Source organism: Moraxella lacunata, from assembly GCF_002027545.1.
GTDB lineage: Bacteria > Pseudomonadota > Gammaproteobacteria > Pseudomonadales > Moraxellaceae > Moraxella > Moraxella lacunata.
On sequence record NZ_MXAN01000002.1, the window covers coordinates 12,012 to 31,586 of the forward strand.

General features: G+C 41.3%; 25 protein-coding genes and 1 tRNA gene. 13 read left to right on the forward strand and 13 right to left on the reverse strand.

Annotated features, from left to right (window positions below):
• Window positions 1–63: 63 nt before the first annotated feature.
• On the reverse strand, window positions 64–609 hold the full coding sequence (locus tag B5J94_RS00140) for a c-type cytochrome (RefSeq protein ID WP_062498552.1): 546 nt from the start codon (window positions 607–609) through the stop codon (window positions 64–66).
• A 192-nt stretch (window positions 610–801) separates the two neighbouring features.
• Between B5J94_RS00140 and B5J94_RS00145 the strand changes: the two genes are divergently transcribed.
• A tRNA-Arg gene (locus tag B5J94_RS00145) sits at window positions 802–878 on the forward strand.
• A 488-nt stretch (window positions 879–1,366) separates the two neighbouring features.
• On the opposite strand, the gene B5J94_RS00150 is transcribed toward B5J94_RS00145, so the two are convergent.
• A complete protein-coding gene (locus B5J94_RS00150; protein WP_062498553.1) occupies window positions 1,367–1,555 on the reverse strand; it encodes a hypothetical protein in 189 nt (62 codons plus the stop codon).
• A gap of 202 nt (window positions 1,556–1,757) precedes the next feature.
• The gene (locus B5J94_RS00155; protein WP_062498554.1) at window positions 1,758–2,132 is read right to left on the reverse strand and encodes a hypothetical protein; all 375 of its coding nucleotides are present in this window, start codon (window positions 2,130–2,132) and stop codon (window positions 1,758–1,760) included.
• Window positions 2,133–2,209: 77 nt separating this feature from the next.
• Here B5J94_RS00155 and B5J94_RS00160 point away from each other — a divergent pair, with 77 nt between their 5' ends.
• From B5J94_RS00160 to nadS, 12 genes are all read left to right on the forward strand, one after another.
• Complete coding sequence (locus B5J94_RS00160; RefSeq protein WP_062498555.1) at window positions 2,210–2,437, forward strand: hypothetical protein; 228 nt, start codon at window positions 2,210–2,212, stop codon at window positions 2,435–2,437.
• Between the two features lie 550 nt (window positions 2,438–2,987).
• Window positions 2,988–4,280, forward strand: a complete 1,293-nt coding sequence (locus tag B5J94_RS00170; protein ID WP_079363852.1) for a replication initiation factor domain-containing protein — start codon at window positions 2,988–2,990, stop codon at window positions 4,278–4,280.
• Window positions 4,281–4,344: 64 nt separating this feature from the next.
• Window positions 4,345–4,635 carry a hypothetical protein gene (locus tag B5J94_RS00175; protein ID WP_062498558.1) on the forward strand — a complete coding sequence of 97 codons (291 nt, stop codon included), beginning with the start codon at window positions 4,345–4,347 and terminating at the stop codon, window positions 4,633–4,635.
• A 9-nt stretch (window positions 4,636–4,644) separates the two neighbouring features.
• Window positions 4,645–4,872: a hypothetical protein gene (locus B5J94_RS00180; protein WP_062498559.1), complete on the forward strand. Its 228-nt coding sequence runs from the start codon at window positions 4,645–4,647 to the stop codon at window positions 4,870–4,872.
• 10 nt (window positions 4,873–4,882) lie between these two features.
• Complete coding sequence (locus tag B5J94_RS00185; protein ID WP_062498560.1) at window positions 4,883–5,152, forward strand: major capsid protein; 270 nt, start codon at window positions 4,883–4,885, stop codon at window positions 5,150–5,152.
• A 72-nt stretch (window positions 5,153–5,224) separates the two neighbouring features.
• Window positions 5,225–5,671: a hypothetical protein gene (locus B5J94_RS00190; protein ID WP_062498561.1), complete on the forward strand. Its 447-nt coding sequence runs from the start codon at window positions 5,225–5,227 to the stop codon at window positions 5,669–5,671.
• Between the two features lie 101 nt (window positions 5,672–5,772).
• Complete coding sequence (locus B5J94_RS00195) at window positions 5,773–5,961, forward strand: hypothetical protein (RefSeq protein ID WP_062498562.1); 189 nt, start codon at window positions 5,773–5,775, stop codon at window positions 5,959–5,961.
• Window positions 5,962–5,983: 22 nt separating this feature from the next.
• Window positions 5,984–7,060 carry a virulence factor TspB C-terminal domain-related protein gene (locus B5J94_RS00200; protein ID WP_167346516.1) on the forward strand — a complete coding sequence of 359 codons (1,077 nt, stop codon included), beginning with the start codon at window positions 5,984–5,986 and terminating at the stop codon, window positions 7,058–7,060.
• Window positions 7,057–7,350, forward strand: coding sequence for a DUF2523 family protein (locus B5J94_RS00205; RefSeq protein ID WP_079363853.1), 294 nt, complete (start codon window positions 7,057–7,059; stop codon window positions 7,348–7,350). Before B5J94_RS00200 ends, B5J94_RS00205 begins: the two co-directional genes overlap by 4 nt.
• An 86-nt stretch (window positions 7,351–7,436) precedes the next feature.
• The gene (locus B5J94_RS00210) at window positions 7,437–8,498 is read left to right on the forward strand and encodes a zonular occludens toxin domain-containing protein (RefSeq protein WP_062498564.1); all 1,062 of its coding nucleotides are present in this window, start codon (window positions 7,437–7,439) and stop codon (window positions 8,496–8,498) included.
• Between the two features lie 56 nt (window positions 8,499–8,554).
• The gene (locus tag B5J94_RS00215; protein ID WP_062498575.1) at window positions 8,555–8,884 is read left to right on the forward strand and encodes a type II toxin-antitoxin system RelE/ParE family toxin; all 330 of its coding nucleotides are present in this window, start codon (window positions 8,555–8,557) and stop codon (window positions 8,882–8,884) included.
• Complete coding sequence (gene nadS, locus B5J94_RS00220) at window positions 8,877–9,158, forward strand: NadS family protein (RefSeq protein WP_062498565.1); 282 nt, start codon at window positions 8,877–8,879, stop codon at window positions 9,156–9,158. Before B5J94_RS00215 ends, nadS begins: the two co-directional genes overlap by 8 nt.
• A gap of 319 nt (window positions 9,159–9,477) precedes the next feature.
• Here nadS and gloA read toward each other — a convergent pair whose 3' ends face one another.
• From gloA to B5J94_RS00270, 10 genes are all read right to left on the reverse strand, one after another.
• Window positions 9,478–10,011, reverse strand: coding sequence for a lactoylglutathione lyase (gene gloA, locus B5J94_RS00225; protein ID WP_062498566.1), 534 nt, complete (start codon window positions 10,009–10,011; stop codon window positions 9,478–9,480).
• Between the two features lie 115 nt (window positions 10,012–10,126).
• On the reverse strand, window positions 10,127–10,750 hold the full coding sequence (locus B5J94_RS00230; RefSeq protein ID WP_062498567.1) for a carbonic anhydrase: 624 nt from the start codon (window positions 10,748–10,750) through the stop codon (window positions 10,127–10,129).
• Window positions 10,751–10,782: 32 nt separating this feature from the next.
• A complete protein-coding gene (locus tag B5J94_RS00235) occupies window positions 10,783–11,766 on the reverse strand; it encodes a hypothetical protein (protein ID WP_062498568.1) in 984 nt (327 codons plus the stop codon).
• Window positions 11,767–12,216: 450 nt separating this feature from the next.
• A complete protein-coding gene (aroB, locus tag B5J94_RS00240) occupies window positions 12,217–13,329 on the reverse strand; it encodes a 3-dehydroquinate synthase (protein WP_062498569.1) in 1,113 nt (370 codons plus the stop codon).
• A gap of 65 nt (window positions 13,330–13,394) precedes the next feature.
• Window positions 13,395–14,006, reverse strand: coding sequence for a shikimate kinase (locus B5J94_RS00245; RefSeq protein WP_079363856.1), 612 nt, complete (start codon window positions 14,004–14,006; stop codon window positions 13,395–13,397).
• 122 nt (window positions 14,007–14,128) lie between these two features.
• Complete coding sequence (locus tag B5J94_RS00250; RefSeq protein ID WP_062498570.1) at window positions 14,129–16,246, reverse strand: type IV pilus secretin PilQ; 2,118 nt, start codon at window positions 16,244–16,246, stop codon at window positions 14,129–14,131.
• Between the two features lie 34 nt (window positions 16,247–16,280).
• Window positions 16,281–16,811 carry a pilus assembly protein PilP gene (locus B5J94_RS00255; protein WP_228144471.1) on the reverse strand — a complete coding sequence of 177 codons (531 nt, stop codon included), beginning with the start codon at window positions 16,809–16,811 and terminating at the stop codon, window positions 16,281–16,283.
• Entirely contained in the window at window positions 16,811–17,620 is an 810-nt protein-coding gene (locus tag B5J94_RS00260) for a type IV pilus inner membrane component PilO (protein ID WP_079363854.1), read from the reverse strand. The genes B5J94_RS00255 and B5J94_RS00260 overlap by 1 nt, the downstream gene beginning before the upstream one ends.
• The gene (locus B5J94_RS00265; protein WP_079363855.1) at window positions 17,617–18,495 is read right to left on the reverse strand and encodes a PilN domain-containing protein; all 879 of its coding nucleotides are present in this window, start codon (window positions 18,493–18,495) and stop codon (window positions 17,617–17,619) included. Before B5J94_RS00265 ends, B5J94_RS00260 begins: the two co-directional genes overlap by 4 nt.
• Window positions 18,495–19,553 carry a pilus assembly protein PilM gene (locus tag B5J94_RS00270; protein WP_062498572.1) on the reverse strand — a complete coding sequence of 353 codons (1,059 nt, stop codon included), beginning with the start codon at window positions 19,551–19,553 and terminating at the stop codon, window positions 18,495–18,497. The genes B5J94_RS00265 and B5J94_RS00270 overlap by 1 nt, the downstream gene beginning before the upstream one ends.
• Window positions 19,554–19,575: the final 22 nt, after the last annotated feature.

A 19,575-nucleotide genomic window follows, 5' to 3' on the forward strand; every position in this document is an offset into this window, starting at 1 on the left:
ACACAGCAAAGACAAATCGCCTAAGTGGTTGCCCACCTAAGCCATTTGGTGTCATTAGATAAATTATTGAGATTGAGTGATGATATAATCAACCGCATTTTTTACTTCATCATCAGAGATGTCTGCACCACCACGGGCAGGCATGGCATTAAAGCCATTGATGGCATGGTCATACAAAGTTGTCTTGCCTTTGGCAATACGTGGAGCCCAGTCAGAGGTACCTATTTTAGGAGCTCCTACCAAACCTGCATCATGACAAGTGGCACAGATGGCTTTATAAAGCTGGTCACCTGGACGAGCCACACCCTCTACCGCAGGAGCCAGTACGGTGATGTTGATATCACATTCTTCACCATCAAAGCACACTTTACCCACAGGGGCGATACGTGCCACCAGTTGTGGGTACATGGCGATGAGCTTTTTGACCTGAGCACTATCCTCAGGGATGGCTTCTTTTTTGGCTTCTGCTTTTGGTGCTTCTGCAATCGCGGTCTCTGCCTGAGTCTCGGTCGTTGCTTTTGCATTGGCAGGTGCTTCACTTGCTTGGCTGGTCATCACGCCAGAGATTGCCAACAATGTGGCAAAAGATAAAGTTACAATTTTTTTCATTGTCTTATCTCGTTTAGCCTTGAATAATCTTGTTATTCTGGGTTTGGGAAATTTACCCTACTATTATAAGGGAAAATAGGGATAAAATGCCACGTTTTTTATGTAATTTGTAAAAAATTAGCAAGATTTTTTGGTAATTTTACAAAAACATGGTAATTTTAGCAAAAATTTGCTAAAATATCGCCCTTAAATGTGCCTGTAGCTCAGTTGGATAGAGTGTCAGCCTCCGAAGCTGAAGGTCGTGGGTTCAATTCCCGCCAGGCACGCCATTTATTCCAAAGCTCCCCATTTTCGGGGTCTGTCTCTGCTTTTACCGCAAAAAATACCTGCATTGGGTCAAGCCCTACATACTCCGCTAATTTAAAGATTAGTGCGTCATCAGGCGTTCTCCGCCCTGCTTTATAATCTCCAAAGCGATGATAAAGCACATCAAACCTACCTGCTAATGCTTTTTGTGAACCTGCCTTTATTTCTGCTTGCTTAATTAAGTTTTGTAACATTTTGTAAACTCCATTGCAAAAAATCCAAAAATGGATTATTATTTGATTAAATCCAAATATGGATTATTATTTGATTATGAATAATCCAAAAATGGATTTTAACCCAAAATCAGTATATTAATTATAGCATGACAAACGAACAAAAACTAACTTTGGAAAACCTTAAAAAAGATGTAGAAGTTTTAAAACGTGCTTACGGTTTTTTACTTGCTACATACATTGTTTTCTTTGGTTTGCTTTGTTCCATCATTGTTTATTTAATTATATGGTAGTTTTAGCCATAGTTTGATGATGTTTCTTAGTTCTCTTGGTAGTAGCTTCCAACTAATCACACCAAAGACACTAACACTTATCATACTGAGCAACAAAAGCTTTACCGCTTCTAAATGCTCTATTAAAGGCTTGATTAATTCACCCTCTATTAAAGGCTGGATTAACTCACCCATAGAAATCCTTGATTTTGTTAAAAATCTTTTAGTATACCCCTAACCGCCAATCTTGGCAAGTTTTCATAGTGTGGATAAAATGAAAAACCCCAATTCAAAAGACAATAAAGCCCCTGCCAAAGGCGAATGTAATTCGCCTTTGTCTGGTTTACCAGTTTGTCGCCCATCCACATCGCCCCTTTTGGGGCGGGGCGACTCTTTTTTACATGATGAATTTGACAAAGGCAAAAAATGCCATGGCAACAATTATGACCTGCAAAAGGTTCATGGCTTCCCTACTGGGTCGTCTCCCAGTCACTTTCTTGTAGCCAAAAACCACGGCAATAAAAACAGCAAGACCAAGCACCAACAACAAGGCAAATTTTTGGAACGGTTCTACCATTCTAGTTTGTAGCGTTTCATTGAGTACAGGCTCGCTACTAGCAACCGTTACCGCCTGTGTCTCTGTGTTTGGCTCGACGTATATCGGCTTTTGGTTTAAGAATTGATGATTTAATATGACTTCGTTGTCATATTCGCTTTTTGGCATCACTTTGATAATTTTATCATCTCTGATAATTGCAATTTGTTCACTCATGGTAATACTCTATGGTTTGGAGTCGCACTCTTATTATAGCAGTATTACCGCTTTTTCCATTTTTTAATAGGTGCATTATGGACTTTGATGATGATTTTGATGATTTTGATGATTTTGATGGTTGGCGTTGTATCGCTTGCTCTGCTTCCATTCCCGAAAATAGCGAATTTGAACTTTGCGACGACTGCAAAGAACATCATTTAGAAGAAATTTACGGCGATCAAACGCCATGTAGATTCTGTGGCGAACCGCTCGGTCATTTAGAATTTTATGATGATTTTCATGTTGAGTGTTGGCACCCTTAATCATCAATCCTTTTAATCATTAATGATTAAAAGGATTCACGGGGGTTTGGGGGTGTAGCCCCCAAGTGTTAAGAATACACCCTATGTTTAGTACGTTACTCCGCACTGGATGCGTTAGGGATTGCAGCGAAAATATCTTTTAAACAAAGGATATGTTTTTCTTAGATAAATTTTATTTCTCGGTAGAAAGAATGAAATTTTGCTTAGAAAAATAATACTTTGGCTTAAAAGGATTGAAGCGAAAAGCCCGACCCGAAGGGAACGCCCAAGCACAAATACCGCTTATTTTGTTCCCCCAACATACAAAGAGTAGCGAAAATACCAAACGAAAAACCCAAAGACAAGACAAAAAAGACAAGACAAAAAAGACAAGACAAAAAAGACAAGATAAAAAAGACAAGATAAAAAAAGACAAGATAAAAAAAGACAAGAACCCAATACCCAAATTTTTGGGTTTACGCCTTATGTAATACGGCGTAAACAAAACTAACCACTGTACAGGGCTTTGCACCGTACGTTACAAACAAAACGTTTTAATGTGGAAAAACAAATGAACTCATCAATACTAGAAACAATATCAACCGTGCAAGAACAAACGATATTAATAGGCGGTGAAACACACCTTTTGCCCCTGCGTGTACCAACAAAAGGCGAATATGTGGTTATTGATGCCCTTAATATTGTCTGCTCCGTGGAAACATTTACAAATAAGCAAATGTATAAGCTTGGCACGACTGCCAAAGACTTGTTTAAATTGGACTTAGACAATGAACAAAAAGAACATCTAAATGACATGGTCATCTCTGCCATGGCTCTGGACTTATCATATATATTTGGCGATATGTTCGGCATTATCATCCCTAAAAATGCTGGCATACATTATTACAAAAACGGTTATACCGTTTATTCCCCCGAAAATGAAATTTTATTAAATATCGGTATCGGTGGGCAAAATGAAACGGTATTTTTGGGCTTAACTGGCATGGGCTGTAAGCTCGCTGATGAAGGTTGGGAATTAAGACTACATCATTGGCTTGATAACGTGGCGACCGACGGAAAAATATCACGCATTGACTTAGCCCATGATGACTTCAAGGGCGAATACAGTAGCTTTGATTGGGCAAATGAACAAGAATCCAATGATATGTTCCTACTGCCCAAAACTCGTAACCGCCCTGCATGCACAATAGCAGGAGAATTTAAGCATGGCGACCCACAAAACAAGGGCTTAACTCTGTATGTTGGCTCTCGCAAAAATGGCAAGGTCATACGCTGTTACGAAAAAGGCAAACAGCTTGGCGATAAGAGCTCGCCTTGGTTCCGCTCGGAGCTTGAAATCCACGCCAAAAAAAGGCTAATACCTTTTGATATTCTGCTACACCCTACTGAATATTTTTGTGGTGCTTACCCTTATTGCCTTGATTTGATTGAACTTGCAAAAAAGAATAAGGGCGACCACACGCCCCAAATTGTGGATAAATTTGAATCAATTAAGCAAGAATCAAAAATCAGTCTGCACCGTGCCATAGATATTATTAGGCATCAGTTTGGCAAATACATCAAAGTCTTTGGTGAGATATTTACCAATACATACATGAACGCACAAAAAACCCCTGATTTTCAAAAGATTTTTTCAAAGATTTGCACAAAAAAGGACAAGGATTATTACCCCAAACGTCTAAAACTTTGTGCCAATTACTACAATCCAAATTCAAAATATGTTGATTTGGATAAGATTTTGAACCACGTTAAGGCACCGCCCAAAACCAAACAAACCGACCTTGAAAAGGAATTGTTTGATATATGGGGCATTATAACTACGCCAATGTGGGCAAGCCCATAAAAAATCCTATTTTTTAGCGTTAAAAATAGGTCATTAGCAACTAACGCACAAAAGGAAAACAACCATGTCAAACCCTATCATCCTTGGGGCTAAACGCTCCAAAGGCACACTAGACAACGGCAATACATACGATTCAACCAAAATCTATGTGCAAACCGCCATGAAACCGTCACCCGACCAAGTGGGCTTTTCTGTCTCTGAATTTAACTGGGGCGATAGCTCCAATTATGACAATCTAAAAAACGTCAAATTCCCTGCCGAAGCTAATATCACTTATGAGATGGTTACCAACGGCAAAAGCAATCAAGTGATTGTTACAGACGTTCAAATCTTAAAACCAACACCAAAGGTTTAAGGATTTGCAATGGCTTATATTTGTGCCGAATTGGATGAAACATCCGCCAATGGTGATGGCTTCGCCTATTCTGGTGGCAATGTAGTTCATTGTAAAACTTGGGTGGTTTCGCAATCACCACTCAATGACTTGGCTATCACTGGTTCGCAATCGCTTGAACTCTCTTTTACGATTGCATCACTGCTAATGATAGTCAAGGCTTATAAGATTGCTAGAAAGTCGTTAAACTCAATCTAAGGAAATCGTTATGTCTAAAACTTACGACGAAAAAGGCAATGAACTTGTTGCCAAAACCCAAAAACAAGGCTTGATGAGCAGTGTTATCCCTGCTTCTGTCCTTGGCTCTGTTGCTGTCATGGCAACTTCTGCCAATGCTGCAACTCTTGACTTGTCTTCTCTAACTACTGAGCTTCAAAGCGTTCAAACTGCCGTTGTTGGTGTTGTCGCTGTTGCCATTACAATCGGTATTGCCATTGTTGGTTGGAAATGGGCTAAGCGTGCTTTATTCTCTGTCTAATCAGATTTTTTAGCACAATCACACTTGGGGACGCCTGAGTGTGATTTTCTAAAAAATTTCAAGGGGTAAAATATGCTTATAAGTTTTTTAGGCGATATTGTCAATCAGTTAAGATTAGTACTTTTTGGCATTGTTGGTATGACCGCTGTTGTCTTGACTTTGTTGCTTACATTATTGTCTTACAAAAAATATCATGAAGCCATGTTTATTCTTTATCCAAAGGCCACAGAAGATTTCATCCAATGGCAAAAAGAAAATGGCGATGACTTTGATAGCATTAATGATTCTGCCCAGGCTTACATTAATGCCAAAAATGCTTCTGCTAAATTTGAAATGATGCATGGCAAAGAATACAGAAAAAAACAACAATACTTTCAAGGTCGTATGGCTTATGAATACTTTCAAAGACAAATCAAAGCACACGATAAAATTCGCTCTATGCCCATACAACCTGTTTATTATTCCGCCATTGACAAAATGGGCTACCGTGGATTTAATGATGATTTTATTTTTGGATGATTCAAAATGCTAATGAGTACCGAACCCCATGTGCTAAATTGGATATTTCCAATCGTTACTACCATGATTTTCTATTTATTGGTTAAATAAAAGGAATCCCCATGACCCCCTTAAAATTCATATTCTTATACCTACCCGCTTGTTTTGCTTACTACACGTTCATTTACTCGTTACTCATCATGGCAGGATGGGCATCTAACCCCAATGAGTTAAACCCAGATGATTATGAGCCTGTGGCACAAAAGACCCTACAAGACGGCAGACAGGTTACTTACCATGTCGCTAAATAGACCCATTTGTATATTGAGCCTTTTGCTTGTTTGTATCCCTGCCCATGCAAAAGCTGCTTCAATACCAAAAATCCCCAAGAACCCATCAGTTCTTGCCTTAGAGCTTGCCACAGGTGCAATCTTACAAGGCATTGGTTGGGTCATGGATGAGGGTGTAAAGACCCATAAAATCCCTGACACAGCCACAGCTGATAACACGCATACAGATGCCCAAATAAAACCGCAGGTACATTCACTAGAATACTTAATTGCTGGCAAATCCTTTGGCTCTGCTGAGGATGCTTGCCAGTATATTTTTGATGGTGGGTATTTGACCAAAAGGGGTTATAAACTCACAAGAATGAGTGATGGTACTTATTTAAAATCAGTTGATGTTTATTTAGGCAGTAATTATTATTCGTCTGCTGGTTATTTTAGTTGTCACACCAATATCGGTTATAAAGATGAAAATTATGAATACAACATTGGCGGATGGAGAACAAGTTACAACGGAAACATTGTTTATAAAGGCACAGTCAGCACGGTAAGAGTTACCATGACAGATGCCTACAAGCAAAGACGAGATGAAGCGAAAAAAGCAGTTGAGCAAGCAATCGCCAACGCATTGCCCGTTCCAGTACCTGACGACCAACCACTACCAGGCGAAACAGACTTACCTGACACCAAACCAACCCCAGTACCCGTGCCAGTGCCTGACGACTTGCCAACCGTCGCCCCAAATGACCCTGCAAAGCCCGAAACCAAGCCCGAAACCAAGCCAAAACAACCAAGCGACGAAACCAAACCCCAAGATGAATCCAAACCCTTTGAACTCCCAGAATTTTGTAAATGGGCTTCATGGTTTTGTGAAGGTGATTTAGATAAAAAAGATACTGACATTGATATTGATGAAATGCCAATACCCACAAACTCGGTAAACATTAGTTTTGGTGGTTCATGCCCTACCCCCCAAAATTTTTCATTTTCCATTGGTGGTCGCTCCATGGTATTTTCTATGTCTTTTGATTCACTTTGTAGAATTGCAACTTCATTTGGTGGCATTGTTAAAATCATATCAACAATCATCGCCGCTTATATTCTGACGGGTATTAAATCATGAGATTTGCTGGCTTATCATCCCTTTTATCAAGGGTTTTGGACTCTTGGGGTTCAGGATTGTTAAAAAACGTTTTAGCGGGTGCTGGTCTTACATTTGGCAGTACTGTTGTAATGACTTCACTGGTTAATAGTTATGTTGCTCGCATTCGTTCAGATATTAATTTGATTCCTGATACTGTTCTTTCTTTTATGTCCATGTCTCAAATGGATTATGCTTTTTCGGTTATTTTATCCGCTCTTGTTTCTCGTGCCGCCATGAACTCAGCTGGCATTTTTATTAAAAAGAAATAAAGAGCGGTGAGCGACGACAACGACGTCAGGAGGCGGAGAAGCGAACCGCCCGCCAAATCATTTAACTTAATTTAATGTGGTAAATTATGATTACTTTAATTACTGGAACGCCCGGTTCTGGCAAAACCTTGTTTGCTGTTACAAAGATTTTACAATACGTTAAACAAAATCAAAAATTACTTGAACAAGGCAAAGAACCCCGCATGATTTACGCCAATATAGACGGCTTAAACATAGATGGGGTAGAACCCGCCCCCATTGATTGGCGTGATACACCGGATGGATCTGTGATATTTTATGATGAGATACAACAGCTAGAACCCTACAAAAAATCTCGTTATGATAATGAGATTTGTGATGCCCTGCAAATACACCGTCACACAGGGCATGATATTTTTGGCATTACTCAATTTCCTGTATTGCTACATCCCAATTTTAGGGCGGTTGTTGGCATGCACCATCATTTACATCGGGGGTGGGGTCTATCATCAGCGACCATTTTTAATTGGGCTTATTGTGTTGATTCCCCAAATGCTCCAAGCAATAAAAAGTTAGCCGAACACACCGAACGCTTTAATTATGATAAAAGCGTTTATAAGTACTATAAATCAGCAACCATTCACACCCACAAAAAACGCATTCCCAAAAACTTATTTTTTATTATTTTTGGTGTTATTTTATTTGGCTATTTTGCTGTCAAAATGCTATTTTTTAATGATAACTTTTTTTCTAAAATTTATGGCGTAGAACAAAATTCTACCAAAAAAACACAGCAAGATGATGCCATCAATTCAACATTTTCATTATCAACCGATAATCAAAACAGTTCACAAAGTGAATCAATCACTCAAAATAACCATGAACATCATCAAGATGAATTACACAACCGTCGCTTGTTTTTATACCAAAGGGATTTACCAGAAGATTACATCATCAGACGTCAAGACCCCATGTTACAAGTAAGGGGTGTTATGAAAATGGGTAATGATTGCATCGCATACAATTCTTATGGCGACCGCATGACATTACCAATCAATGAATGTCTAGATTACATCAATAACGGCAAAGTTTATCGCTCTAAAACAAATAGCTTTACCAATAATGCTGATTTTGATACAACCCAAACCCAATCTGAAAATAGCTCTTGACTTATGCCCCAATGGGGTATATAATATCATCAAATTAGGAGCTACAAATGCAGTTATTGACCTTTATTGAAACCAGTATTTTTACAAAAGCCATTAAAGAATTATTTGATGATGATGAATATCGCAAGATTCAAAATGAGCTGTTAAATGACCCACAAAAAGGGGATTTAATTCAAGGTACTGGTGGACTTAGAAAGATTCGTTTTGGTCGTAACAGTGGCAAGAGTAGCGGTGTTAGAATCTTATATTATTATACAGATGAATTTGGTCGCATTTATCTGTTTGCGGTTTATCCAAAATCCGTCAAAGATAATATTACTAATGCTGAAAAAGCGGTTTTTAAAACCCTTATCACCATACTAAAACAGGAGCTTAAAAATGGATAAGCAACTATTTGATGACATCGTCGCTTCTATGAATGAAGCCATTGCCATTACAAAGGGCGAAATAGCCCCAAGTCGTACATTCACCTATGAACGCCCAAACATCAAAGACATTCGGGCAAAAACAGGGCTATCACAAACCCAGTTCGCCCAAAAGCTACATATTAGCCCTAAAACGCTTAGAAACTGGGAACAAGGCATTAGAACACCAACAGGCCCAGCCATTACCCTAATTAGATTGCTTGACAAAAACCCTGATTTAATTAGCATGGCTTAACTTATTCTGTTTTGCGGTGTAATGTCGCACCGTAAAACAGGTTAAATCTATGAATTTTGAAAAGCTATCTGATATCATCAAATACTATCAGACTTATCATTTAACAAAGTATAAATACACCTATCGGCTTGCCCTACCATCCATCTAGGTGCAAGTACTTTTTTGACCATGTAGATAAGATTATAATCTAATGATGCATTCTGTTTTATGATGTCATATTACACTGCAAAATAAGCTGTATTGATGACCAACAATTAATAACCAATAACCAAAAACACGCCCAAAAGCGTGTTTTTGATTTTAGCCATTTGCTTAGGTTTTAGCCTTTTAACTCAATAATCTCTATCCAGTAGCCATCTGGGTCTTTAATAAAGGCGATGTCTTTCATATTACCATCCTCAGGGCGTTTTTGGAACACGACATTGTTTTTATCAAACCATGCCACCGCCTCCGCCAAATTGGGTACAGCAAAGCAAATATGCCCAAAACCTTTGGGGTCACTGTTGCTGTCATGGTAGCTAAAATTGGCATCATTTTCAGTGCCATAGTTGTGTGTCAGCTCTAAGATACCACGTTGGCGAGAAACATAAGCGGTCAAATCACCAGCAGCAGGCAGATTGTCACGCTCATCAGTGGTCAATTTTGCCAAAAAATATAGGTCAAATTCGGCATCAGGGAATTGACTGTGGCGTAATAGGGTCATTCCAAGCACGCCAGTATAGAATTCTAGTGATTTGGTAGGGTCTTTGATACGTAGCATGGTGTGATTAAAAGTAAAGTTCTCAGATGCTGTTGGAATGTCTTTGACACCATCAGCGGTCAAGGCTTGGTCAGGCTGGGGTATGAAAGTCATTAATTTCTCCATTTAGGTTGATATTTGATTGACATTTAATCGATAAAACACTTAGTTGGGATAAGGCAACAAGATTTTGCCACATCGGTAGATTTTAATAAACCTATTGATAAAATCATTCAAAAAAGTTCACTTTACCAGTGGCAACATCATACTCTGCACCGACAATGGTCAATCGTCCGCCATTGACCATATCCTCCAAACTGCGTGAGCCTGATTTTAATTGGCTAACCGACAGTCTTACATTGGCACGCACAGCACGGTCAATAAACTCATCCATATCTATCTCGTTGCCATCTGCGGTTAATATCTCATGTAGATTGTATACACTGGGGCGGATTCTGTCAACAATGGATTGTAAATTGGGCGAATAATACTGCTCAGGGTTGATGAGTGTTTCCACGCATGCTGTTACCGCACCACAGTGGCTATGTCCAAGCACAACAACAAGTTCGGTACCGAATTTTTCAGCAGCAAACTCTACCGAACCGATCTGACTTGGGGCAACCACATTACCCGCCACTCGGATCACAAACATTTCGCCCAATTTTTGATCAAAAATCAACTCCACAGGCACACGAGCATCCGAACATCCTAAGATAATCGCTGATGGTAACTGCTCTTCTACCAATATGGGCGGGGGTTGGTAATGTTCTTTGGCATTTGTGATTTTTTCAATATAACGCAAATTGCCCGCTTTTAATTGTGCTAACACCGCTTGGGCGTTTAAATTTTTCATTCCAACTCCTTGTTAGCTCTGCCATATGCTCATCACTCATCACCTGGAATGGCAGATGTGTCTACACCAGACATGGATGGTGCTGGTGCCAAATCAGCAATATTTGCACTTTGGACAGGCTGTTCAGGCTTAGGCTCAGCTTGTTGTGGCTTGGTCTCGCTGCTTGTACTCGGCTTAGACTGCTCTGGTATCTCTTTGGGGATGATGGTTGGTGGCATTTTGGGCTGTTCGCCAACATCAGGCTTGCCAGATTTTGCATTGGGCTTGGTATTTGGCTTGGCTTCTTCGCCAAAATCAGCAATATTCTCTTCTTTAACTGCCTTAGGCTTGACCGTCTCTTGACTGCTCTCTTCTTTTGGTGCTTCGGCAGGGATTTCTTTTTTGGTGGGTTGTAATTTTACCGAACGGGGTGCTTCTTCAGAAAAATCCACAAACGTCTCTGGACGTTCATAGTTATCCACCATGCTCACATAGCGACCCATTTCTTCAGGCATGGGTGTCACGCTTTTTGGCAGTCCAAAATCTATCACTCTTATCGTCCCCAATGCTTCTTGGGTGCTACCCATGATGCCATAGGTTAGGATATAACGTTGTTCGTTATTGGCATTATGATAGCGAAAATAAGCAAATTTTTCACGGTCGCTCCGCCCTTTGAGATATTCGGTAATAATCTCATTTTGAGCCACGTCCATCACTTGCACCGTCCAACGTTTTTTGTTATCTTCAAAAAACTTCTTGCCTTTAAACTCAGCAGGATAATTACGCAAATCTCGCACCACCGTCGCAAAATCAATGGGTGGCACTTCCTTGGAGAGTTCATTTAAATTGTCAATGGTCACCGGCAAAGCAAAGTCTTCTGCAACCGCTTGGGTTTTTTGACGCTCTTTGGCAGTCGCTGGCGTGCCATGGGAGAGCGACATTAAGAACCACAATATCAACATGATGCCTGCCATGACAAGCCACATCACCGTCTGTCTTCTGGACTTTTTGTTAATCATCGCTACACTTTGGGTCATGGTTTTGCCTTGTTATGTAAATTAATTAAAAACAATAATTAGGGCGTGCCTGCCTTTGGTATTTGCAATGAAAAAATACCTGTTTAAAAAAGCAGGGGAATCGCACGTTTTCAAGGAAAAGTCCGCAGTTGATATTAAAATATCAACAAGGGCTGTGACTTCGAGCCACAATCCGACCACTTAATTTTAAAAATGAAATAAACAAATCTTAAAATCACACAGTTAAGTAGTCGGATAGCCATTTTTCATGCAAAAATTGATTTAAAATGTTAAGTTTTTACCTTATCTTATAAAAATGTTATCAACGGCAAGCACGCCCTAAATACTTCACACTCAACCTAAAATAGCAACTTATTGATTGTCTCATAATTATTTTTTGGATTGTAGGGGCAAATCATATTCGCCCTTGATAAATCAAGCACTTATATCAAGTTGAGAATGGAGCAATAGTTATGATAAATACCCATCAATGCCATCTAACACTTGTTCGAGCAGTACCATCTCAAAATCCTTGGTGACAAACGCCTTACCCAACGTCTCCAACAACACCAAGCGGATGGAGCCATTTTGCACCTTTTTATCATGCCCCATCAGGTTGAGTGCCACTGCTGGGTCAATGGCTGGCGGACATACTGGCAAATCAAACGTCCTAAGCAGTGCCACCACACGCACCACATCATCACGACCAATCAGTCCCAGCTTATGCGACATCGCCAATGCTTGTACCATGCCCACCCCCACCGCTTCGCCATGGAGCCAGTTGCCATAGCCCATGTGGGTCTCGATAACATGACCAAAGGTATGACCAAAATTCAATAAAGCACGCACGCCTGATTCACGCTCGTCGCTGGCGACAATTTGAGCTTTATAATCACAGCAACGATATACCATTTCACCGAGTATGTTGGCATCTCTAGCGTTGATTTTGGTGGCATTGGTTTCAAGCCAATCCAAAAAATCTTTATCAAAAATCAGGGCGTATTTTACCACTTCTGCCAGTCCTGCTGCAAACTCTCTTTTGGGCAATGTCTCAAATGTCGTCATATCCGCCAGTACGCACACGGGTTGCCAAAATGCCCCAATCATATTCTTGCCAAGTGGATGATTGATGCCCGTCTTGCCACCTACGGACGAGTCCACCTGTGCCAATAACGTGGTCGGCACCTGAATAAAATTCACGCCACGCATAAAACTTGCCGCCGCAAAGCCTGTCATGTCACCAATCACTCCGCCACCCAAGGCGATGAGCGTACAATCTCGGGCAAAATGATTTTTCATTAACGCATCATAAATAGCATTGACATGCTCTTGGTTTTTGTACTGTTCACCGTCAGGCAGAATACAGCTCGCCACCGTCAAACCTGTCGCCATCAAACACTCGCTAAAATCAGTCAAATACAAAGGAGCAACTGTACTGTTGGTAACAATAAGCACCTGCTTACCCTTGATAAAAGGCAAAATAGGGCCTGCCAAATCTATCTGACCTGTGGGGCTGGCACCGATAAAAATGGGGTAATCATGGCTCTGGGTATGAACGCTAAGCGTACTGGTAATGTGTGTCATGGGTACTTACTACTGAGTGATGATGGAAAAATAAGGGTGGATTAAAACAAACAAATCAAGCTAATTTATATGACACTCGATTTACTCTCAATATCTTTGACATAAGCAATTAGGATGTCTAATATCTCATTCATCATTTGTTTAGGATAAGCACGTCCTGTTGCAACAGTGATGTCCGCCACTTCTTTGTATAAAGGAGCCCGCCTTTGGTAAAGCATCTCCAAGACCGCTCTGGGGTTGTCATTTTTTAACAAAGGGCGATTTTTATCTTTTTTGGTGCGATGAATTTGGGTGTCCACACTGGCATCTAAAAATATCACCAAACCACGTTGCAGATACTCACGGTTGCACTCACGCTCTACCACGCCACCACCTGTGGCTAGCACAATATCTGGCATGGCAGACAGCTCGTCCATGGCACGGCTTTCTCGCTCACGAAAGCCCGACTCTCCTTCTTTGGCAAAAATCCAAGGAATATCCGCCCCTGCCTTTTCGCTGATATACCAATCTGCATCCAAAAAGGGTCGTTTTAGATGTTTGGCAAGCAGTTTACCAATGGTTGTCTTGCCTGCCCCCATGGGTCCCACCAAAAAGATGGATGGCAATAGATGGGCATAGTGATGAATGGGTCTTTCAACCAAAACTTCTTCAATCACTGCCGATTCTTCTACATTCATAATGATGTCGCTAAAAATAAATGCTTTATCATACAAGGTTTGGGCGATTATGGCTAGTGATTTTTTGTGAACGCAAAATAAAAAGCAGACCAATCGCCTGCTTTTTATTTAAATCATCAAGATTAGTAGCGACTAACGCCATCATTGACGATGCGTGGTGTAACAAAGATAAGGAGCTCTTCTTTGTTGTTAAGTCTAACGTCATTTCTAAACAAACGACCCACCCCTGGTAAATCACCCAAGAAAGGCACTTTATTTTGGTTGTTACCAATGGTGTTCTTAAAGACACCGCCCAACACCACAGTCTGACCATCTTCTAAGATGACATTAGTTTTTATCTCATCTGTATTAAGAATTGGCACGCCCAATACCCTACTACCAGAGTCTGCCGAATTGGTGATTTCTAGGTCTAGACCAATCTTCCCCTCTGGGGTGATATTTGGTGTGGCAGATAGCACTAAGGCTGCTTCTTTGAAACTGACGGTTGTTGCACCACTGGCTGATCCCTCTTGATAAGGAATCTCCACCCCAGATGAAATTCTGGCTAGTTGCTTATCAGCTGTCAAGACCTTTGGTGAAGAGATGATCTCCCCTTTATTATCAGCCTGCATTGCTGACAACTCCAAGCCCAGTGCATAATTATCAATATTTAATAGTCCTAGTGATATACCACTTGTGGCCGCTGTCACACCCAGATCAACAGCAAAGTTGCCAAAACGTGATTCGGTATTTGAAGAAGACAATCCATTCATTCCACGGATATCAAACTCACTACCCGTTCTATTAAAACCCCATCTTACACCCAATTGCTTAGAAAAAGAGTCCGACGCATTAACAATGCGAGCCTCAATCATAACTTGCTTTACAGGAATGTCAATGGTTTCAATTAATTGGCGTACATTTGCAATGCTTCGTGCCGTATCATTGATGATGATGGTGTTGGTACGACCATCAAAGGTAGCATTGCCACGTGGGCTAAGTAGTGAGTTACGGTTATTACCAGAACCACTTGCACTACCAACTCTATCTAATAACCCATGAATGTCTTCTGCCTTGGCATAGTTCAGACGAATATGCTCTTGACGGATGGGCTCTAATTCATCTACTTTTCTGGCATCTTCTAGCTCTTTGATTTCTGCAGCAGCTATCTCGTTAGCAGGTGCCACCAAAATCACATTGCCATTTTTACGCTGACCTAAACCCTTGCTTTTTAGGATGATATCCAAAGCTTGATCCCATGGCACATTCATCAGTCGTAGCGTAATATTGCCCTGTACATTGTCATTGGCAACAATATTCAAATAACCCTGATTGCCACTGGCGTTATCATTCACAAACTTAGCCAGCACATCCAAAACAGTACGCACTGAGACATCCTGAAACTCCATAGACAGGGGCTCACCGGTATAAACCTTCTCTTCTAAGGTAGGTTCACGCAACATCTTAGGTGGTAGCACTGATACATTTAAGGTGGAACCTGACTGATACGCTTGGTATTCAAAGTCCCCTGTCATGTTGATGGTAATCACACCGTTTTGACCTTGGTTGGTTGCATTAACATCTGCAACCAATCCATTGCCAGCAATACGTCTTAATAGATGGCGTGGAATGGTCGTGCCAGTGGTGCGAATCACCAATTTGTTGCCTTGGCGTTGTACATCTACAGGAATAGATTCATTGGTCAAGCTGACAACAACATCGCCACCTTGAGCATTACCTGTATAATTAAATGCCGAAATGCCTTCATAATTTGTCGCCAAAGAAGAGCTGGTCGGTGCAAGTAGCGGATTAACCCTTACTGTCATTGGCTGATTAGATGCTGGGGCAACAGATGGATTTACCACCACTTGATTGCCCTGCTTGACATTTACAAGGAGATTATTGCCTTCAATGGTGCTGGTATAGCTTGCCTGTTCTTTTAAATCAATCATCAAGCGTGTCATCGAACCATTATTTAGTGCAGTTACTTCATTGACCACACCACGGTTAATGGGCATGCTTCTTGGCAATCCACCACTGCTGACTTGGTTAAAATCAAGTGTCAGTTGTTTGCCACCTGCCTGCTGGTAGGCAACAGGGGTTACAGGCTGACCATCAAAAGCAACCTTAATTTGTGTGGTGTCAGCACTGATTTGGTTGGCTGATAAACCTTGAATGGCTAAAGCATGTGCCTCAATCGCCATAAAACTGATTGCCAACGCAGAGTAAGCAAAGGCGGATTTTTTGGTTAAAAAATTCATTATTTTGTCCTCAGAATAAATCTAGTTGGCTCTGTTAATTTGGTGACACCAACGGAGTGGTTTTTTCAACGTATTGCTCATCAACATCTTTGACAATCTCAATAAGATTGATTTGCGTTGCTGTAATCTCAGCAATGCGACCATGGTTTTTGCCCAAATAATTGTTTTTTTGAACATCATAAACCATACCATCTGGTGTTTGTACCAATCCAAATTCCTGTCCATTGGGAGCGGTTACTTTGCCACGATAGGTCAGTTCGGTCAATTCATAAGACTCAAGTGGCTCTTTCGTCCGATTCTCATCTGGTTTCACCGAAGGTGCCTGTTCTCTGACTTGCTGGCGTTCGCGCAGGCTTTTTGCCACGAAAGGACTAGGCTCACTTTGAGCAGCATAAGCAAAATCTTCAATGTGAAGTGGCTCTGGTGGTGGCTCAATGGCTTGCGGTCCTTGACTGCGAATTTTTTGCATCTCAGACTCAGCAATACTAATGCGATCAGTACAACCCGTCATTAATAATAATGCCAGCAATAAACCAACACCGACCTTAGAAGAATTATTTATCATCATTGACCTCCTTCGGTTGTTGCATTCAAATCCACGCCTTTGGAGCGATAAGTCTTAGTTTGCAACACCAGTTGTAACTCGGGCATTCTATCAAGCGATGGCTGTGGGTTTTTAATTTCAAAATCATGCATGGTGATGATTCGTGGCAATGCCGCAATACCACTCACAAACGAGCCAAATTGATGGTAATCACCCAAACCAATGATTTGAATCGGCTGTTCAATGAAAAACTCTTGTTCCACCTCCGCCTGCACTGAGATGTCTTGGAATCGCACACCGCTACCACTGCCCACCATGTTAATACCATCCACCAATTCAGGCACACGAGTATCGGTGGGTAGCTGTGCTAGTAAGTCAGCAAAGTCAGTTTTCATTTGTGCCACTTGCTCTTCATAAGCTTGCAAATGGCGAGCTTTGGATTCTTTTTCTTTGTAACTTTCAAGCAAACCAACTTGTTGATTTTCAGCCTGTTTAATTTCATCAAGTTTTTTAGAGACCAATACAAACCAAGCAAGTGCTAAAATGAATGCCACCAACATCGCTAAGATAAAAATCTTAACTGGCATTGGTGCAGAGCCGTAGTTTTGAGCATTTAAGGAATTGACCTCGGCCATGAATTTTTTGGAATCAAAAGCAGGCTTTTTAGGCTTAGCACCTACTTTTTTACCTTTGATTTTTATTTTAGACTTACCCAAACCTTTTGGCTTTGATGTATTTGCTTTACCCAGTTTGATTTTTTTGTTGGTACTCTCTTCTGGGGTAGCGGTCGCATCGGTTGCTGGTTTGGATTTTTTAAAAGGTGATTTCATGATTGACCTCCTACTTGGGTACTACCATCTGTAGGTGCAGGTTGTACATTTTGGGTGTTAGGCGTATCAGCTGTGTCTGTCCCTGTCGCACTATCAGCAGGTTCAAGGGTGGGTGCTGTCTCGCTTGTGGTTGAAGGTGTTTGACCTGGGGCGTTATCAATACCAATGGTTGGTACTTCGGGCAATTCTTGATTGCTCATGCCTTCACCGTCCACAATAGTGGGGGGCAGAGTAACGTTTTCATCAGTTGCATCATCAGATTCATCTTTGGTGTCTTGGTAATGAATATTAGTAGTTACCACAAATTCTACATAACTGTCCTCAGGGTAGATGGAACGCACGCCCACACTGGCCACCTGTTGAGAGGGTGTATTTTGATAAGCTTCAATTTTACTCTTAATACTCACTACCGCCGAACCATCTAACCACTCACTGGCATTTAGATTACGCACTAGGTTTGCCACAACGTTGGGGTTGGCAGCAAAACCTGTCAATCTAATAACATCACCTTCACGCTTAATGTTATTTAAATACATGGTATCTCTTGGGATGGCTCGGGCAATGTTGTCCCACACACGCACGGGAACCGAACGGCGACCCTGCAAATCTTGAATGACTTTCATCTGAGATAGCATCTGCTCGCGTTGAGCTTCCAAATCTTCAATCGATTTTAGGGCGACATCAAGCTGAGCATTGGCATCTTCAATGCGTTTATTGGCATTTTGTTGATTGGTTAAATCTCTATTTAAAATAGACAAAACCAAAATCGTCGCTAAAATGGCAAGTCCAGCGGTGGCAGTAGCTAGAAGATTAAACTCTTTATTTCTACGCTCACGCTGTTCTTTACGCCATGGTAATAAGTTAATGCGTGCCATCAGTCAAACCCCCTTAAAGCCAATCCACACGCTGCCATCAGGCTTGGTGCATCTTTTTGGAGCATAACGGTATCAATGCGTGAGTCAATGGACATGCCCTCAAAAGGATTTGCCACCGACACCATGCCCCCAACACGTTGTTGCACCATCTGTGCCAATCCTGGCAATGCCGAAGTACCACCACACAAAATGATGTGATCAACATTGTTGTATTCGCTAGATGAGAAATAAAATTGCAATGAACGGCTGATTTGTTGGACGATATTTTCCATAAAAGGCATCAGCACACCCTCATGATAATCAGTAGGCAAAGTATGTTCATGCTTACCGATGGTAGCATCATGATAAGGAATGCTATAACGTGCTTGAATCTCTTCGGTCAGCTGAACCCCGCCAAAACTTTGTTCACGGTTATAGATGAATTCTCCATCTTTGGCGATATATAGCGTAGACTGCTTATGTCCTAGGTCAATGAGTGCCACCACCTGTGGTTCATTAGGTAGATTATCCACCATCAGACCAAAGACACGCTCAATGGCATGAGACTCAATGTCCATCACCTTGGTTGTCAATCCACCCATCAAAAGCGTTTCAACACGTTGTTCTACATTCTCAGAACGAGAAGCAGCAAGCAATACCCGAACCAAATTCGGGTCGGTCGCCGAAGGCCCTAGCACCTCAAAATCCATATTCACCTCTGCTAGTGGATATGGAATATACTGCTCAGCATCTAGCTTGATTTGTGCCTCACGGTCAGCATCAGACATGTTTGCTTCCATGTCAATAACCTTGGTGATGACCGCTGAGCCTGATACCGCCGTTGCTGCATCTTTGGCATCAGCACCAGAGCGACGCACCAAACGAGCGATGGCCTCACCCACTTCTTCGCTATTGACAATATTTTTATCAACAACCCAGCCCGGCTCTAATGGCTCAACGCCATAAGACTTCAAATGAAGTCTTCCTTGTTGCTTTGTTAGTTCAACAAGTTTAACGGAAGTGGTACTGACATCTAAGCCGAGAAGATGCCGACCCTTAGGAGAAAAAGATAGTCCCACAGACTGAACCGCACCCCAAAAG

Excerpts from the sequence above, each read along its gene's own strand:
- B5J94_RS00150 (WP_062498553.1), bottom strand. The coding sequence starts at position 1,555 with ATGGGTGAGTTAATCCAGCCTTTAATAGAGGGTGAATTAATCAAGCCT.
- B5J94_RS00170 (WP_079363852.1), top strand. The coding sequence starts at position 2,988 with ATGAACTCATCAATACTAGAAACAATATCAACCGTGCAAGAACAAACG.
- B5J94_RS00140 (WP_062498552.1), bottom strand. The coding sequence starts at position 609 with ATGAAAAAAATTGTAACTTTATCTTTTGCCACATTGTTGGCAATCTCT.
- B5J94_RS00195 (WP_062498562.1), top strand. The coding sequence starts at position 5,773 with ATGACCCCCTTAAAATTCATATTCTTATACCTACCCGCTTGTTTTGCT.
- B5J94_RS00190 (WP_062498561.1), top strand. The coding sequence starts at position 5,225 with ATGCTTATAAGTTTTTTAGGCGATATTGTCAATCAGTTAAGATTAGTA.
- aroB (WP_062498569.1), bottom strand. The coding sequence starts at position 13,329 with ATGACACACATTACCAGTACGCTTAGCGTTCATACCCAGAGCCATGAT.
- B5J94_RS00235 (WP_062498568.1), bottom strand. The coding sequence starts at position 11,766 with ATGACCCAAAGTGTAGCGATGATTAACAAAAAGTCCAGAAGACAGACG.
- B5J94_RS00245 (WP_079363856.1), bottom strand. The coding sequence starts at position 14,006 with ATGAATGTAGAAGAATCGGCAGTGATTGAAGAAGTTTTGGTTGAAAGA.
- B5J94_RS00265 (WP_079363855.1), bottom strand. The coding sequence starts at position 18,495 with ATGGCACGCATTAACTTATTACCATGGCGTAAAGAACAGCGTGAGCGT.
- B5J94_RS00250 (WP_062498570.1), bottom strand. The coding sequence starts at position 16,246 with ATGAATTTTTTAACCAAAAAATCCGCCTTTGCTTACTCTGCGTTGGCA.
- B5J94_RS00230 (WP_062498567.1), bottom strand. The coding sequence starts at position 10,750 with ATGAAAAATTTAAACGCCCAAGCGGTGTTAGCACAATTAAAAGCGGGC.
- gloA (WP_062498566.1), bottom strand. The coding sequence starts at position 10,011 with ATGACTTTCATACCCCAGCCTGACCAAGCCTTGACCGCTGATGGTGTC.
- B5J94_RS00175 (WP_062498558.1), top strand. The coding sequence starts at position 4,345 with ATGTCAAACCCTATCATCCTTGGGGCTAAACGCTCCAAAGGCACACTA.
- B5J94_RS00205 (WP_079363853.1), top strand. The coding sequence starts at position 7,057 with ATGAGATTTGCTGGCTTATCATCCCTTTTATCAAGGGTTTTGGACTCT.
- B5J94_RS00255 (WP_228144471.1), bottom strand. The coding sequence starts at position 16,811 with ATGATAAATAATTCTTCTAAGGTCGGTGTTGGTTTATTGCTGGCATTA.
- B5J94_RS00260 (WP_079363854.1), bottom strand. The coding sequence starts at position 17,620 with ATGAAATCACCTTTTAAAAAATCCAAACCAGCAACCGATGCGACCGCT.
- B5J94_RS00210 (WP_062498564.1), top strand. The coding sequence starts at position 7,437 with ATGATTACTTTAATTACTGGAACGCCCGGTTCTGGCAAAACCTTGTTT.
- B5J94_RS00180 (WP_062498559.1), top strand. The coding sequence starts at position 4,645 with ATGGCTTATATTTGTGCCGAATTGGATGAAACATCCGCCAATGGTGAT.
- B5J94_RS00155 (WP_062498554.1), bottom strand. The coding sequence starts at position 2,132 with ATGAGTGAACAAATTGCAATTATCAGAGATGATAAAATTATCAAAGTG.
- B5J94_RS00160 (WP_062498555.1), top strand. The coding sequence starts at position 2,210 with ATGGACTTTGATGATGATTTTGATGATTTTGATGATTTTGATGGTTGG.
- B5J94_RS00185 (WP_062498560.1), top strand. The coding sequence starts at position 4,883 with ATGTCTAAAACTTACGACGAAAAAGGCAATGAACTTGTTGCCAAAACC.
- nadS (WP_062498565.1), top strand. The coding sequence starts at position 8,877 with ATGGATAAGCAACTATTTGATGACATCGTCGCTTCTATGAATGAAGCC.